The organism is Streptomyces sp. NPDC026246, from assembly GCF_055567995.1.
Genome location: NZ_JBVHPJ010000002.1, coordinates 662,255 through 677,963 on the forward strand (window position 1 = coordinate 662,255; position 15,709 = coordinate 677,963).

At 72.4% G+C, this 15,709-nt stretch carries 14 protein-coding genes and 1 tRNA gene; 9 read left to right on the forward strand and 6 right to left on the reverse strand.

Annotated features, from left to right (window positions below; translation table 11 throughout):
* Positions 1-145: 145 nt before the first annotated feature.
* The 3 genes from ACZ4M5_RS07075 to ACZ4M5_RS07085 all read left to right on the forward strand — a co-directional run bounded on the left by ACZ4M5_RS07075 (position 146) and on the right by ACZ4M5_RS07085 (position 2,259).
* Positions 146-1,381: a helix-turn-helix domain-containing protein gene (locus ACZ4M5_RS07075; RefSeq protein WP_467733883.1), complete on the forward strand. Its 1,236-nt coding sequence runs from the start codon at positions 146-148 to the stop codon at positions 1,379-1,381.
* Between the two features lie 87 nt (positions 1,382-1,468).
* A complete protein-coding gene (orn, locus tag ACZ4M5_RS07080; protein WP_467733885.1) occupies positions 1,469-2,071 on the forward strand; it encodes an oligoribonuclease in 603 nt (200 codons plus the stop codon).
* Between the two features lie 115 nt (positions 2,072-2,186).
* A tRNA-His gene (locus ACZ4M5_RS07085) sits at positions 2,187-2,259 on the forward strand.
* A gap of 128 nt (positions 2,260-2,387) precedes the next feature.
* On the opposite strand, the gene ACZ4M5_RS07090 is transcribed toward ACZ4M5_RS07085, so the two are convergent.
* A complete protein-coding gene (locus tag ACZ4M5_RS07090) occupies positions 2,388-3,443 on the reverse strand; it encodes a LacI family DNA-binding transcriptional regulator (protein WP_467733887.1) in 1,056 nt (351 codons plus the stop codon).
* A gap of 403 nt (positions 3,444-3,846) precedes the next feature.
* Here ACZ4M5_RS07090 and ACZ4M5_RS07095 point away from each other — a divergent pair, with 403 nt between their 5' ends.
* The 4 genes from ACZ4M5_RS07095 to ACZ4M5_RS07110 all read left to right on the forward strand — a co-directional run bounded on the left by ACZ4M5_RS07095 (position 3,847) and on the right by ACZ4M5_RS07110 (position 8,641).
* Positions 3,847-5,151, forward strand: coding sequence for an ABC transporter substrate-binding protein (locus ACZ4M5_RS07095; RefSeq protein WP_467733889.1), 1,305 nt, complete (start codon positions 3,847-3,849; stop codon positions 5,149-5,151).
* A 5-nt stretch (positions 5,152-5,156) separates the two neighbouring features.
* Positions 5,157-6,170, forward strand: a complete 1,014-nt coding sequence (locus ACZ4M5_RS07100) for a carbohydrate ABC transporter permease (RefSeq protein WP_467734274.1) — start codon at positions 5,157-5,159, stop codon at positions 6,168-6,170.
* Positions 6,171-6,181: 11 nt separating this feature from the next.
* Positions 6,182-7,090, forward strand: coding sequence for a carbohydrate ABC transporter permease (locus ACZ4M5_RS07105; protein ID WP_467733891.1), 909 nt, complete (start codon positions 6,182-6,184; stop codon positions 7,088-7,090).
* Between the two features lie 114 nt (positions 7,091-7,204).
* On the forward strand, positions 7,205-8,641 hold the full coding sequence (locus ACZ4M5_RS07110; RefSeq protein ID WP_467733893.1) for a GH1 family beta-glucosidase: 1,437 nt from the start codon (positions 7,205-7,207) through the stop codon (positions 8,639-8,641).
* Between the two features lie 273 nt (positions 8,642-8,914).
* Here the strand turns inward: ACZ4M5_RS07110 and ACZ4M5_RS07115 are convergent, their stop codons facing one another.
* The gene (locus ACZ4M5_RS07115) at positions 8,915-10,309 is read right to left on the reverse strand and encodes a sensor histidine kinase (protein ID WP_467733895.1); all 1,395 of its coding nucleotides are present in this window, start codon (positions 10,307-10,309) and stop codon (positions 8,915-8,917) included.
* Complete coding sequence (locus ACZ4M5_RS07120) at positions 10,306-11,004, reverse strand: response regulator transcription factor (RefSeq protein ID WP_467733897.1); 699 nt, start codon at positions 11,002-11,004, stop codon at positions 10,306-10,308. Before ACZ4M5_RS07120 ends, ACZ4M5_RS07115 begins: the two co-directional genes overlap by 4 nt.
* A 132-nt stretch (positions 11,005-11,136) precedes the next feature.
* On the opposite strand from ACZ4M5_RS07120, the gene ACZ4M5_RS07125 reads away from it, so the two are divergent.
* On the forward strand, positions 11,137-11,667 hold the full coding sequence (locus tag ACZ4M5_RS07125) for a hypothetical protein (protein WP_467733899.1): 531 nt from the start codon (positions 11,137-11,139) through the stop codon (positions 11,665-11,667).
* A 28-nt stretch (positions 11,668-11,695) separates the two neighbouring features.
* Here the strand turns inward: ACZ4M5_RS07125 and ACZ4M5_RS07130 are convergent, their stop codons facing one another.
* Positions 11,696-12,565, reverse strand: coding sequence for a spermidine synthase (locus ACZ4M5_RS07130; RefSeq protein WP_467733901.1), 870 nt, complete (start codon positions 12,563-12,565; stop codon positions 11,696-11,698).
* A gap of 59 nt (positions 12,566-12,624) precedes the next feature.
* Complete coding sequence (locus tag ACZ4M5_RS07135; RefSeq protein WP_467733903.1) at positions 12,625-13,020, reverse strand: hypothetical protein; 396 nt, start codon at positions 13,018-13,020, stop codon at positions 12,625-12,627.
* 298 nt (positions 13,021-13,318) lie between these two features.
* Between ACZ4M5_RS07135 and ACZ4M5_RS07140 the strand changes: the two genes are divergently transcribed.
* Complete coding sequence (locus tag ACZ4M5_RS07140) at positions 13,319-14,770, forward strand: hypothetical protein (protein ID WP_467733905.1); 1,452 nt, start codon at positions 13,319-13,321, stop codon at positions 14,768-14,770.
* 277 nt (positions 14,771-15,047) lie between these two features.
* Here the strand turns inward: ACZ4M5_RS07140 and ACZ4M5_RS07145 are convergent, their stop codons facing one another.
* Complete coding sequence (locus tag ACZ4M5_RS07145; protein ID WP_467733907.1) at positions 15,048-15,641, reverse strand: histidine phosphatase family protein; 594 nt, start codon at positions 15,639-15,641, stop codon at positions 15,048-15,050.
* Positions 15,642-15,709 lie beyond the last annotated feature (68 nt).

Genomic DNA, 15,709 nt, shown 5'->3' on the forward strand with positions numbered 1-15,709 from the left:
AGTGCCGAACCGGCCACCTCGACGCAATGCGACACAGTAGATTCGATCTTGACTGTCTACGGCGGGGGACTCGTGCAGGACCGAGGGGAAACGTGCAGGAGCGACACAACCGAGGAGCCGCGACCACCGAGGGGGGCTTAGCAGGATGAGCCACGACTCCACTGCCGCGCCGGAAACCGCGGCCCGGAAACTCTCCGGGCGCCGCCGCAAGGAGATCGTCGCGGTGCTGCTGTTCAGCGGCGGCCCCATCTTCGAGAGTTCCATACCGCTGTCGGTGTTCGGGGTTGACCGCCAGGACGCCGGCGTACCGCGCTACCGACTACTGGTGTGTGGAGGCGAGGAAGGCCCGCTGCGGACCACAGGGGGCCTCGAACTCACCGCACCACACGGCCTGGAGGCGATCTCACGCGCGGGCACGGTCGTCGTGCCGGCCTGGCGCTCGATCACCTCACCACCACCGGAGGAGGCGCTCGACGCGCTGCGCCGCGCCCACGAGGAGGGTGCCCGCATCGTCGGGCTGTGCACCGGCGCCTTCGTGCTGGCGGCGGCCGGTCTGCTGGACGGCCGTCCGGCGACCACCCACTGGATGTACGCACCGACGCTGGCCAAGCGCTATCCGTCGGTGCACGTGGACCCGCGTGAGCTGTTCGTCGACGACGGCGACGTGCTGACCTCGGCGGGCACCGCGGCGGGCATCGACCTGTGCCTGCACATCGTGCGCACGGACCACGGCAACGAGGCTGCCGGGGCCCTGGCGAGGCGGCTCGTCGTGCCGCCGCGCCGCAGCGGCGGGCAGGAGCGCTACCTCGACAGGTCTTTACCCGAGGAGATCGGCGCCGACCCGCTCGCCGAGGTCGTCGCCTGGGCGCTGGAGCACCTCCACGAGCAGTTCGACGTGGAGACGCTGGCGGCCCGCGCGTACATGAGCCGGCGTACGTTCGACCGCCGCTTCCGCTCGCTGACCGGGAGCGCTCCGCTGCAGTGGCTGATCACGCAGCGGGTGCTCCAGGCCCAGCGGCTGCTGGAGACGTCGGACTACTCGGTGGACGAGGTGGCCGGACGCTGTGGCTTCCGGTCGCCGGTCGCCCTGCGCGGGCACTTCCGGCGGCAGCTGGGTTCGTCCCCGGCTGCGTACCGGGCGGCGTACCGTGCCCGGCGTCCGCAGGGCGAACGCCCGCAGGAGTCCGAGACCGCCCCGGGCGGCCACGGCTCCGGAATGCCGGGCCATCCCGGCCACCCGGGCCACCACGCCCAGGTGCCCACCCCGCTGCACCCGGACCACCCCGTGCCGCACCAGTCCCGCCGCACGGCGGCGGCGAGCGCGGTCGGCGGGTCCCCGACCCTCTCGGCGAGCCTGCCGGGCCAGCGCAGCGGAACGTGAGGCGGTAGACACCGGGCGGGCCGGCGTGACACCGGCCCGCCCGCTCCCGCTCCTGACTCCGGCACCCCGCGCCGTAGGGTTGGGCGCATGAACGATCGCATGGTGTGGATCGACTGCGAGATGACCGGCCTCTCGCTGTCGGACGACGCGCTCATCGAGGTGGCCGCCCTCGTCACGGACTCGGAGCTGAACGTGCTCGGCGAGGGTGTGGACATCGTCATCCGGCCGCCGGACCAGGCCCTGGAGACGATGCCGGACGTGGTGCGCCAGATGCACACCGCCTCCGGCCTGCTCGCGGTGCTGGAGAACGGCACGACTTTGAAGGACGCTGAGGAACAGGTCCTGGCGTATGTGAAGGAGCACGTCAAGGAGCCCGGCAAGGCCCCGCTGTGCGGCAACTCCGTCGGCACCGACCGCGGCTTCCTGCTGCGGGACATGCCCACGCTGGAGGACTACCTGCACTACCGGATCGTCGACGTGTCGTCGATCAAGGAGCTGGCCCGCCGCTGGTACCCGAGGGCGTACTTCAACAGTCCGCAGAAGAACGGCAACCACCGCGCCCTGGCCGACATCCGCGAGTCGATCGCGGAGCTGCGCTACTACCGCGAGGCCGTCTTCGTCCCGCAGCCCGGGCCCGACTCCGACACCGCGCGGACGATCGCGGCGAAGCACGTCCTGCCTGCGCAGTAGGCCGGACCGGGGACCGCCGAGGGGCGCCGCGAAAGGCGGGCGCGAGCACCCCTTCGGACCCTGTACACTTTTTCTCGGCCGGTCGGGGAAGACACTGATCTCCACACCGGTCATGGTGGGTGTAGCTCAGCTGGTAGAGCACCTGGTTGTGGTCCAGGATGCCGCGGGTTCGAGTCCCGTCACTCACCCTGAACGACGAGGGGCTTTCCCGGGAGACCGGGAAAGCCCCTCGTTCGTGTTTCCGGCGGCCGGCCCACGGCGCCCCGACTCCCCCACGCGAGCGGGCCGTTCCACGACGGAACGGCCCGCACCGCCGTCAGGAGGACGCCCGCGGCACCAGTTCCGTCGCCAGGACCAGCTGACGCCGCTGAAGACCCCGGGTCGCCGCCGGGCGGCGATCGGCGACCTCGGACAGGAGGAGGTCGATCATCCGGCGGCCCATCTCCTCGATGGGCTGGCGCACGCTGGTGAGGGGCGGGTCCATGTGCCGGGCTATGGCGGAGTCGTCGTAACCGACGAGCGCCACGTCGTCCGGGATGCGGCGGCCCGCCTCGCGCAGGGCCTGCCGGGCGCCGGCCGCGGTGACGTCGGAGGCGGCGAAGACCGCGTCCAGGTCCGGGTGGCGCTCCAGCAGCGCCGTCATCGCGCGCAGACCGCCGTCCTCGGTGAAGTCGCCCGCCTCGATCAGCGTCTCGTCCGCCGCGTGACCGGCGTCGCTCAGGGCGTCGCGGTAGCCGTCGATACGGCGCTGGGCACCGTAGACGTCGAGGCGGCCGGTGATGTGGGCGACGCGGCGCCGGCCGCGGGAGAGCAGGTGCTCCACGGCCTGCCGGGCGCCTCCGTAGTTGTCCGAGTCCACCGAGGCCAGCGTTTCCCCGGCCGAGCGGGGGCCGCTGATGACCGCGGGGATCTCCAGCTGCGCGAGCAGGTCGGGCAGCGGGTCGTCGGCGTGCACCGAGACCAGCAGCACACCGTCCACCCGGTGGGCCGCAAGGTACTGGGCGAGGCGCTGACGCTCACGGTCGCTGCCCGCGAAGATCAGCAGCAGCTGCATCTCCGTCTCCGACAGCTCCGCCCCGACACCCTTGAGCATGTCCGAGAAGTACGGCTCCGCGAAGAACCGGGTCTCCGGCTCGGGCACGACGAGCGCGATCGCGTCCGTGCGGTTCGCGGCCAGGGCGCGCGCCGCGGTGTTGGGGACGTAGCCGAGCTCGGCGACCGCCGCCTCGACCGCGGCGCGGGTGGCGTCGCTGACCCGGGGTGAACCGTTGATCACCCGGGAGACGGTGCCGCGGCCCACACCGGCGCGCGCCGCCACCTCTTCGAGGGTGGGCCGGCCCCCGCTCCGGCCCCGCGCTCCGTGGCTTGCCATGGGCTCCGCCTTCCGTCGTGTGTCACGCTGGCTGGAATCTAACAGCCCCGTCAGAGCCGGTGACCGCCCCTGTGAGCCGATGCTCCCGGTGCCTTCCGCTTGGGGCGCCGCACGGTCCGCACGTACGGTACGGCGACGGAAACGAGTCAGGCCCGCCGGTGCGCGGACGCCCCCACGGGCCGAGTTAACAGCCCGATAACTGAACGCATTTCGCCGTGCTCGGTCCCTTGACACCCTCGCCCCGACCCGCAACCCTTCAACACATCACTGATGGGAGCGCTCCCACAGTACCTGACACATACACATCCCGCACGTTCCCCACCCGAGCCGCAGCGAGTAAAAAGGGCCCAACAATGCAGTTGGCCCGGGGGGTCGGCACGTCAGGGCAACAGGAGGACCTCAGATGCGAGCACGTAGGGCGGTAGTGCTGGCGGCGGTGGCGTCGCTGGGCGCCGGGCTGCTGGCCGGTTGTGCCGACGACGGCGGCAGCGACTCGGATTCGTCGGGCGGCGGTGGCGGCAAGACCGTCATCACCCTGGGTCTGTTCGGCACCTTCGGCTTCAAGGAGGCCGGACTCTACGCGGAGTACGAGAAGCTCCACCCCGACGTCAAGATCCAGGAGAACGTCACCGAGCGCAACGAGAACTACTACCCGGCGCTCGTCAACCACCTCACGACCAACAGCGGCCTGATGGACATCCAGGGCGTCGAGGTCGGCAACATCGCCGAGGTCGTGGCCACCCAGGCGGGCAAGCTCGAGGACCTCTCCAAGGCCCCCGGCGTGAAGAAGGACAACTACCTCGACTGGAAGTGGCAGCAGGCCACCACCAAGGAGGGCCAGACGATAGGTCTGGGCACCGACGTCGGCCCGATGGCGATCTGCTACCGCAAGGACCTCTTCGAGAAGGCCGGCCTGCCGACCGACCGCGAGGAACTGGCGAAGATGTGGTCGGGCGACTGGCAGAAGCTGATCGACGTCGGCCAGAAGTACAAGAAGAAGGCGCCCGAGGGCACCACGTTCATGGACTCCCCCGGCGGCCTGATGAGCGCCATCATGTCCAGCGAGAAGGTCCGCTACTACGACGAGTCCGGCGAGGTCATCTACAAGGACAACCCGGTCGTCAAGAAGTCGTTCATGATGACCGCGAAGGCGGCCGAGGACGGACTGGTGGGCGCGCAGACCCAGTTCCAGCCGGCCTGGGACACCACCATCGCCAACGGCAAGTTCGCGGCGATGTCCTGCCCGCCGTGGATGCTCGGCTACATCGAGAGCAAGTCCAAGCCGGAGGCCCAGGGCAAGTGGGACGTGGCCCCCGCGCCCAAGTCCGGCAACTGGGGCGGCTCGTTCCTGAGCGTGCCCAAGAGCGGCAAGCACGTGAAGGAAGCCACCGAGCTGGCCGCCTGGCTGACCGCTCCGGAGCAGCAGGCGAAGCTGTTCGAGAAGCGCGGCAGCTTCCCCAGCACGCCGTCGGCGTACGACACCCCGGCCGTGCAGAACGCGAAGAACAAGATGACCGGTGACGCCCCGATCGGCAAGATCTTCGCCGAGGCGGCCGAGACGAGCCCGGTCCAGGTCATCGGCCCGAAGGACCAGATCATCGGGTCGGCGCTGAACGACAACGGTCTGGTGCTGGTCACCAAGGGCAAGTCGCCCGAGGAGGCCTGGAACACGGCCGTGAAGACCATCGACAACAACCTGGACAAGTGACCCGTATGGCCACCCGCCCCGACACCGCCGCGCTCCCCTCCAAGGAGGGGGGCGCGGCCCCGGCCGGTCCGGCGACGGGCACGCCGTCCGCGCCGGACGAGCGCCGCCGGGCCCGGTTGTCCCGACGCTGGCAGCGGGACGTGCGCTGGAGCCCCTACGCCTTCGTCTCGCCGTTCTTCCTGCTGTTCGTGGCCTTCGGCCTGTTCCCGCTGGTCTACACGGGCTGGGCCTCGCTGCACCAGGTGGAGCTCACGGCGCCCACCGACATGAACTGGGTGGGGCTGCGCAACTACACCCGGATCTTCGACGACGACTTCTTCTGGAACGCGGCGAAGAACACCCTGACCATCGGCATCATCTCCACCGTGCCGCAGTTGCTGATGGCCATGGGCATCGCGCACATCCTCAACTACAAGCTGCGCGGTTCGACCTTCTACCGGGTCGTGATGCTCGCGCCGTACGCGACCTCGATCGCCGCCGCCTCCCTGGTGTTCGTGCTGCTCTTCGGCCGCGACTACGGCATGATCAACTGGGTTCTGAACATGGTCGGCATCGACCACATCGACTGGCAGAACGACCGGTGGCCCTCGCAGATCGCCGTCTCCACCATCATCATCTGGCGCTGGACCGGCTACAACGCGCTGATCTACCTGGCGGCGATGCAGGCCATCCCGAACGACCTGTACGAGTCGGCGGCGCTGGACGGCGCCAATCGCTGGCAGCAGTTCTTCCACGTGACGCTGCCGTCGCTGCGGCCCACGATCCTGTTCACGGTCGTCGTGTCGACCATCGGCGCCAGCCAGGTCTTCGGCGAGCCGCTGCTGTTCGACGCCAACAAGGGCGCCTCGGGCGGCGCCGAGCACCAGTTCCAGACCCTCGGCCTGTACCTGTACGAGCAGGGCTGGGTGAACCAGCACCTCGGCCGGGCCTCGGCGATCGCGTGGACGATGTTCCTCATCCTGATCGTCGTCGGCATCGTCAACTACGTCATCTCGCGCCGGCTGCGCGCCAGTGCTTAAGGAGTGTGGCCGTGACGACGACTGTGACGCCCCCCGAGACCAAGACCCCCGCCCCGCAGCCGAAGCGCTCGCGTCTGCCCAAGTCCGCCCGGGCGGGCGGCACCCTGCACGCCGGCCCGGTCGCCTACGTGATCCTGGGCCTGTTCACCCTCGTCTCGCTCTTCCCCCTGATCTGGACGGCGATCGCCGCCTCCCGGGACAACCAGCGGCTGGCCGAGACGCCGCCGCCGTTCTGGTTCGGCGCCAACCTGTTCAAGAACCTGGAGATCGCCTGGCGGGACGCCAATCTGGGTGAGGCGTTCCTCAACACCACGATCGTGGCCGGGATCTCGGCGGCGACCATCGTGGTCCTGTCGACGATCGCCGGGTTCGCCTTCGCCAAGCTGCGGTTCAAGGGCCGCAACGCCCTGATGCTGGTGGTGATCGGCACGATGATGGTGCCGCCGCAGCTCAGCGTGATCCCGCTGTACATGATGGTCGCCGAGCTGGACTGGACCGACCAGTTGCAGGCGGTCATCTTCCCCTCGCTGGTCAGCGCGTTCGGTGTGTTCTTCATGCGGCAGTACCTGATCCAGGCGCTGCCGGACGAGATCATCGAGGCGGCCCGGGTGGACGGCGCGAGCAGCTGGCGCGTGGTGTGGCACGTGGTGTTCCCCACGGCCCGGCCCGCCATGGCGGTGCTCGGCATGCTGATGTTCGTGCAGGCCTGGAACGACTTCCTATGGCCGTTCCTGGTGCTGACCCAGACCGGCAACCCGACCGTGCAGGTCGCCATCGCGGGCCTCGGCCGCGGCTACACGCCCGACCAGTCCCTGATCATGGCGGGCGCGCTGCTGGGCACACTGCCGCTGCTGCTGGTCTTCGCGATCTTCGGCAAGCAGATCGTGGGCGGCATCATGCAGGGCGCCGTCAAGGGGTAGCTCTTTTCCGGGGGCCGGGCCGGTGCCGCTCCGGCCCCGGTCCCTCTTCCTCTTCCCCTCCCCTCCCTTCCCTCTTCACTCTCCGGTCTCCACGACCTCTTTGGGAGCGCTTCCATGCCTGACTCCGAGAACACGGCCACCGCGGTGACCTTCCCTCCTGCCTTCCTGTGGGGCGCGGCGACCTCCGCGTACCAGATCGAGGGCGCGGTGCGGGAGGACGGCCGTACGCCGTCGATCTGGGACACCTTCAGCCACACGCCCGGCAAGACGGCCGGCGGCGAGCACGGTGACGTCGCCGTCGACCACTACCACCGCTACCGCGACGACGTGGCGCTGATGGCGGAACTGGGCCTGGGCGCCTACCGCTTCTCCGTCTCGTGGTCGCGGGTACAGCCGACCGGGCGCGGCCCGGCCGTGCAGAAGGGCCTGGACTTCTACCGCCGGCTGGTCGACGAACTGCTGGAGAAGAACATCAAGCCGGCCGTCACCCTCTACCACTGGGACCTGCCGCAGGAGCTGGAGGACGCGGGCGGCTGGCCGGAGCGGGACACCGCGTACCGGTTCGCCGAGTACGCGCAGCTCGTCGGTGAGGCGCTCGGGGACCGCGTCGAGCACTGGATGACCCTCAACGAGCCGTGGTGTGCCGCGTTCCTGGGGTACGCCTCGGGCGTGCACGCCCCGGGCCGCACCGACCCGCTCGCCGCGCTGCGTGCCGCGCACCACCTGAACCTCGCCCACGGCCTGGGCGCCGTCGCGCTGCGGTCGGTGATGCCGGCCCGCAACCAGGTGGCGATCGCCCTCAACTCCGCCGCGGTCCGGCCGCTTTCGCAGGATCCGGCGGACCTGGCAGCGGCCCGCAAGATCGACGATCTGGCCAGCGGCGTCTTCCACGGCCCGCTGCTGCACGGCGCCTACCCGGAGTCGCTGTTCACCGCGACGGCCGGTGTCACGGACTGGTCGTTCGTCCTCGACGGCGACCTGGAGCAGATCCACCAGCCCCTGGACGCCCTCGGCCTGAACTACTACACGCCCTCCCTGGTGTCGGCCGCGGACCCGGCCGCCAAGGGGCCCCGGGCGGACGGGCACGGGGCGAGCGAGCACTCACCGTGGCCGGGCGTGGACGACGTGGCCTTCCACCAGACCCCGGGCGAGCGCACCGAGATGGGCTGGACGATCGACCCGACCGGGCTGCACGAGCTGATCATGCGCTACTCCCGCGAGGCACCGGGTCTCCCGCTGTACATCACGGAGAACGGCGCGGCCTACGACGACAAGGTCGACTCGGACGGCCGGGTGCACGACCCGGAGCGGGTCGCCTACCTGCACGGCCATCTGTCGGCGGTGCGCCGTGCGATCGCCGACGGCGCGGACGTCCGGGGCTACTTCCTGTGGTCGCTGCTGGACAACTTCGAGTGGGCGTACGGCTACGGCAAGCGCTTCGGCGCGGTGTACGTCGACTACGCGACGCTGGAGCGCACCCCGAAGACGAGCGCCCACTGGTACGGGCAGGCGGCCCGGACGGGCACGCTGCCCGAGGTGCAGGCGTTCTGATCCGGGCGGGGGGCGGGGCGCGGCACGCTTAGGGGAGTGCCGCGCCCCTCCCCCGTCGCACGACGGGCGGTCAGCCCTCACGCCGGGCGGTCGGGAGCCGCCGCCGTCGGTGGTCGTCGGGACGTGACCGTCCGTGTCCCGTTCAGACGGCACCACCGGGGCGACGGCTCGGCAGGGCGTCCGGCACGGCCGGGATCACCGAAGGGCCCCTCCGCCGCGCTCGTCAGGCCGCTTCGGGCCCGGGTGAGGCGCGATGCGGCGCGTACGCGGTGGTCAGCGGGGGCGGGAGCGGTGTGTCGCCGTCAGGCGGCCGGGGCGGCGGCGGCGCATCTGGCGGTGTCCCTTGCCTCCGGGCGCCCGTCCGGTCGGCTGGATCCAGAGGCGCACCTCGGTGCCGCCGAGCACCGAGGAACCGATGCGGACGTCCCCGCCGGTCGACTCCGCCAGCCGGCGCACGATGTCCAGGCCGAGCCCGGTCGAGCCGTCGCTCCCGGAACCACTCCCCCGGGCCATCGCGGCCTCCGGGTCGGGTATGCCGGGTCCGGCGTCGGACACCAGGACGATCACCGCGTCCTCGCCGTTGTGCACGTCGACCGCGAAGGCCGTGCCTTCCGGGGTGTGCCGGAAGACGTTGCCGAGCAGCGCGTCGAGCGCGGCGGCCAGGTCGGCGCGGGCCACGGGTATGCGTACCGGCCGGTCGGCCCCGGCCACCCGCCACTTGCGCCCCTCGTCCTCGGCGAGCGCCGACCAGAAGGCCATCCGTTCGCGCACCACCTCCGCCGCGTCGCAGCCGGCGCCCGGACCGGCCGCGGCCGTCTGGGGTTTGGCCTCGCGGGCGGTGCGGATGATGGTGTCGACCTCGCGCTCCAGTTGCTCGACCGCGGTGCGGGTCTGGTCGGCGGCCGGTCCCTCGCCCAGGGATGCGGTGTTCAGCCGCAGCACGGTCAGGGGCGTGCGCAGCCGGTGGGAGAGGTCGGCGGCCAGCTCCCGCTCATTGGCCAGGAGCTGCACGACCTGGTCGGCCATGGAGTTGAACGCGACTGCCGCGAGCCGCAGTTCCGTCGGGCCCTCCTCGGGCACGCGGGCGCCGAGCTTGCCCTCCCCCAGCTCGCCGGCCCCTTCGACCAGCCGTCGGGCGGGCCGGACCATGCGCACGCCCAGCCGGTCGGCGACCGCGACGGAGCCGAGGATCAGCGCGATGCCGACCGCGGCGAGCACCGCCCAGGCCGTGCCCACGCCGTTGGTGACTTCCGACTCCGGCACGTACACCTCGACCACCGCGATCTCTCCGGTGCTGAGCGCGACCGGCTGGAGCAGGGTGGAGCCGCCGGGGACGCCGGTCGTGGAGGCGCGGCCCAGTCTGCGCACGGCCGCGATGTCCTGACCGGCGGCGCGCTGCCGGCCCAGTTCCAGGGCCTGCTGGCCGTCACCGGCCGGTATGTGCACGGCCATCCCGGCGTCGGAGCCGGCGGAGGCGACGACCCGCTCCAGCTGGTCGCGGTCGGTGGTGATGGACAGGGCGGGGGCGACGGCCGCCGCCTCCCGCTCGGCGTTGGAGAAGGCCCGGTCGCGGGCCATCTCGCGGATCACGAGGCCGAGGGGCACGGCGAAGGCGAGCACCACCATGGTGGTCACCGCCAGCGACACCTTGACCAGGGCCCACCTCATCGCGGTGCCCCCGGTGGCTCCAGCTTCACGCCGACGCCCCGAAGGGTGTGCAGATAAAGGGGGTTGGCCGCCGTCTCGCCCAGTTTCCTTCTCAGCCAGGACAGATGGACGTCGATGGTCTGGTCGTCGCCGTACGACTGCTGCCACACCTCGGCGAGCAGTTCCTTGCGGGGTACGACGACGCCGGGGCGGCGGGCCAGGAAGGCGAGCAGGTCGAACTCGCGGCGGGTGAGGTCGAGTCGCGTGCCGTCCAGCTCGGCCTGGCGGCGCAGCGGGTCCACGGTGAGCCCGCCGACCCGGAGCACCGACGACGTCTCCTGCTCCCCCGAGCGGGAGCGGGCCCGGCGCAGGACGGCCGCCATGCGGGCCGACAGGTGATCGACCGAGAAGGGCTTGGTCAGGTAGTCGTCCGCTCCGGCGTTGAGCAGCCGGACGACCTCCGTCTCCTCGTCCCGGGCGGTGGCGACGATCACCGGCACGTCCGTGATGCCGCGCAGCATCTTCAGGGCCTCGGACCCGTCGAGATCGGGCAGTCCGAGGTCCAGGATGACCACGTCGAAACGGAAATGGGCGACCTCGCGCAGCGCCTCCAGCGCCGTCCCCACACTGCGCACGGTGTGCGCGGCGTCGGTCAGGTGGCGGATGAGCGCCGAGCGTACGAACTGGTCGTCCTCGACCACGAGCACACTTGCCATGCGCCGCACCGTACGCCATCCCGAACAGCCCGGTGCGGGCCTGTGGACAACTCCCCGTCACCGCGGCGGCCGGCCCCCCGGCGGGCTGCTTCTGTGGACAACACGTGGGACCGGTGAGGCAGTATGGCCGCGATGCGCAGAGGACTCGTACACGTGATGGCCTGGCTGCTCGCCACGGGCGCGGCGGTCACGCTGTCGTGGTGGGGTGTCCACACGGTGATGGCGGGCACCGCCTACGACCCGCCGCGCGCCCTGCCCATCAAGGCCGCCGACGCGGCCGCCCGGGCGTCCGGGCCGCCGGTCGCTCCGTCGCCCGAGTCGCCCCCGCCGAAGCGCCGGACGCCCGGTTCACCGCCGGCGTCCGGGAAGCCGAGCCCCGCCCCGGCGCGCACGCCGGGCCCGTCGCGCGCTCCCTCCCCCACGGCGGCCCCCGCCGCCACCGGCGAGGTCAAGAGCTACGACACGGAGGGCGGGCGGGCGGTCTTCGACCTCGGCAAGGCGTCGGCCTCCCTCGTCTCGGCGACCCCCGGCGCGGGTTGGTCGATGCAGGTGTGGAAGACCGAGTCGTGGATCCGTGTGGAGTTCGCCTCGGGCGCGGACCGGGTGTCGGTGTTCTGCACCTGGCACGACGGCCCGCCGCGCGTGGAGATCGGCACCTACTGACCGGCGGGCCGGCACACGGCCCGTGAGGTCACCGGAACGCCGACGGGGGCGGCGCGGGCGATGCCACCGCCGCGAGGTCCGTCACCGGGAGCGCCCCGCCGGCGAAGTCCGTGAGCGCCCGGCCGTGTTCCACCCGGCCGGGGTGCGGGTCGGAGGCGGCCCGGCGGGTCAGTTCGGCGACGGGCAGCGGGTGGTCGCCCGCGACCAGGACGGCGTTCCCGAAGCGCTTGCCGCGCAGGACGGTCGGGTCGGCGACCAGCGCGAGTTCCGCGAACCGGGCGGCCGCGGTGGCGATCTGGCCGCGCAGATGGGTCAGCGGCGGCCCGTCGGCGAGGTTGGCGGCGTGGACACCGCCGGGCTTGAGCACCCGGCGGACGTCGTCGAGGAACTCGGTCGAGGTCAGGTGGGCCGGCGTGCGGGCCCCGCCGAACACGTCCGTGATGACGAGGTCCGCCCAGCCGTCCGGCACCTTGGCGAGCCCTTCCCGGGCGTCGGTGGACCGCACCCTGATGCGCGCGTTGGGGTCCAGCGGCAGCTCGCGGCGCACCAGCCGGACCAGGGCCGCGTCCCGTTCGACGACCTGCTGGGTGGAGCGGGGCCGGGTGGCGGCGACGTACCGGGCGAGGGTGAGCGCTCCGCCGCCGAGGTGCACGGCGTGCAGGGGGCGGCCGGGCGGGGCGGCGAGGTCGATCACGTGGCCGAGCCGGCGCTGGTACTCGAAGGACAGGTACGCCGGGTCGTCCAGGTCGACGTGGGACTGCGGCGCTCCGTCGATCACGAGGGTCCAGGCCCGGTTGCGCTCGCGGTCGGGTATCAGTTCGGCGAGTCCGCCGTCGACGTGCTCGACGACGGCCTGCTCACCGGCCTGTCTGCGCCGGCCGCTCCTGGACTTCCCCATCGGGCCATTATCGCGGGTGGCCCGGCGGGCCGGACATACGCTCCATCGGGGGCGGGCCGTCAGCGGCAGCTGTCCGCGGCCCTGATCATGCGGGCCGCCTCGTCCAGAGCCTCGCGCAGGACGGCCGGGTCCGTGGCGAGGTCCGCCTCGCCGGGCGGCAGCAGCCAGTCGGAGCCCTCCACCGGAGGCTCGGGCGCCAGGCGCAGTCCCCGGCCGTCGGTGCGGGTGCAGGTGCTGCCGGGGACGTCCCATCCGGCGGCGGTTCCGGGCGGGACCAGGAAGCCGAGCGTGTCGCCCCCGTCGTCGTGCAGCACTGGCCCCACGGCGTCCCCGGGGGCGCGCCGCAGGATGTCCACGGCCTCCAGTCCCTGCCGCGCCGGCACCGTCACCACGTCGCAGCCCACCGCCGGTCTGCACGGCGGCGTACGAGAATCGTCGATCCGGCTGGTATCCATCCCGGCCTCCACCACGAGAACCCCTGCTCGGACAAGCGGTCGGGAGACGGGGGCCTCCTCCCGGTCCACCGGTTCAACGCGGCGGGGCGTCAACGGCTACGGCAGAAGTCAGCCACAAAGGATGGCACTTCATGGCAGATCACGGATGAGATATCCGGTTTGTAGCCAAACACAGCGTGAGGACTTCGACACAGCAGGTACGTTCTTGCCCGCCGGACACAAGGCGGATCCGCGGACAACGCACGCAACTCGCCCGAAGCCCGGCATGGTTCGACGGTTCGCACGAGAGGACCCGGCCATGGCGTCGTCCACGATGGCCTCGTCTCAGCCCGACCGGCCCGCACGGCCGAACCCCGTCTTCCGGCGGCTGCGCGGCCGGCGCTCGCCGGCCGAGTTCGCCGCGGCGATCCGCCGGGCCGGACTCGAGATCGGGGAGCAGGTCAGTTGTGACGCGCGCTACGTCGGACGGGTCGAGGCCGGCGAGATCCGCTGCCCCAACTACGCGTACGAACGGGTGTTCCTGCACATGTTCCCGGGCCGAACCCTGACCGACCTGGGCTTCGCGCCCCGCTCGTCCGTACGCGGACGCCGGGCGCGCGACAGCGAGGACACGCCCCCGACGCACACCCCGAACCCCGCGGACGCCCCCAGTGAGACCAACCGGGTGTGCGAGCCGTATGAAACGCGGAACCCGTACGACCCGTACCACCCGCACGACACCTACGAGGAGAGCGACGTGCTGCGTCGCGCATTCATGACCAGCGGGGGCGCCACGGTGGCTGCCGCCTCGCTGGGACCCGCCGGCTTCTCCAGGGACGCCTCGGCCGCCCAGGGCGCCGTACGCCGCGCCGGGGCGAGCGACGCCGGCGCCCTGGAGGAAGCCGTTCGCCGGATCCGGCTGCTCGACGACCGGCACGGGGCGGACGGGCTCTACCGCCGCGCCGCCGCCCCCCTGCGCGCGGCCTACGCCCTGCTCGACGCGGGCGCGACCCGGCAGACGACCGCGGACCGCCTCTACTCGGGCGCCGGCGAACTGGCCATCTCCGTGGGCTGGCTGGCGCACGACTCCGGGCGCTTCGACGACGCCCGCTCCCACTACGCCGAGGCCCTGGCGACCGCCCGGATGACCGGCGACCCGGGGCTGGAGGCGCACGCCTTCTGCAACACGGCGTTCCTCGCGCGCGACGCGGGCCGGCCGCGCGAGGCGGTCCGGGCGGCCCAGGCCGCGCAGCGCGTCGCCCGCCCGGTGGGCTCCGCCCGGCTGATGTCGCTGCTCGCGCTGCGCGAGGCGGGCGGCTGGGCCGGACTCGCCGACCGCGTCGCCTGCGAACAGGGTCTGGCCCGGGCGCAGACCCTCTTCGAACGCGGTCCCTCCGACGCCGACCCCGAGTGGATGAGCTTCTACGGCGAGGCCGAACTGGAGGGGCTGGAGGCCCAGTGCTGGTCGACGCTCGGCGACTGGCCCCGGGCGGCCCGGCACGCACGCCGGGCGGCGCGGCTGCAGGACCGGCACTTCACGCGGAACATCGCCCTGTACACGGCGGAACTGGCGGACGATCTCGCCCGGGGCGGCCGGCCGGACGAGGCGGCGGTCGCCGGGATGCGGGTGCTGGACCTGCTGGAGGAGGTCCAGTCGTCCCGGATCCAGACGATGCTGGCGGCCACGGCACGGGTGCTGCTGCCGCACCGCCGCGCCTCGGGGGTGTCGGCGTTCCTGGACCGGCACGCCTCGCTGCCGCGCACGGCCTAGAGGGCTGCACCCCGGGCAACGCCCCCCTCCCCGCGGTCCTCCCGTGGTCCCTCCGCAGTCCTCCCGCGGTCCCTCCGCCGTCCCTCCGCGGAACCCCCCGCGGTCCCGCAGCATCGCGCTGCGCGGGCCGTCGGGCACGGGAGTCGGGACCGGCACGGCCGTGTCGTGCCATGCCGCTGGGCGAGTGCGGGCCGTCCCCTCCTGCCCACGCCGGCGACGGCGAGCGGGCCGCAGCGGCCGCCGTCGTGCCCCGGGGACCGGCCGGGGCTCCGGCGGCTCAGGCCAGGTGCCCCAGGTCGTTCCAGCTCTCGATCGCGGGCTCGCCGTACGCCCAGCCCAGGACCGACAGCGACGTCGGGTTGAGGCGGATGCGGGCCGCGAAGTCGATCGGCAGCCCCAGCCAGCGCGCCCCGATGGAGCGCAGGATGTGCCCGTGGGCGAAGACCAGCACGTCACGGTCGGCCGAGCGCGCCCAGGCCACCACCTCGTCCGCGCGGGCCGTGACCTCGGCGAGCGACTCGCCCTCCGGGACGCCGTCGCGCCAGATGAGCCAGCCGGGCCGGACGGCCTGGATCTGCGCCGGGGTCATGCCCTCGTACGCCCCGTAGTCCCACTCGAGCAGGGCGTCCCAGGTGCGGGCGCGGTCGCCGAAGCCGGCCAGGTCGCACGTCTCACGCGCGCGTGCCAGCGGGCTGGTGCGCACCTCGACCCCGGCCAGCCCGTCGTACGGCGCGCGGTGCAGGCGCTCGCCGAGCAGCTTGGCGCCGCTCCGGCCCTCCTCCAGCAGCGGTACATCGGTCCGGCCCGTGTGCTTGCCGGACAGGGACCACGCGGTCTGTCCGTGGCGGGCCAGGAGGATGCGCGCGGCCATGGGGAACCTTTCGAAGTGCAACGCGAGTGGGACTCTCCTCCATCATCGCGCACGCCGCCGGCGGGCAA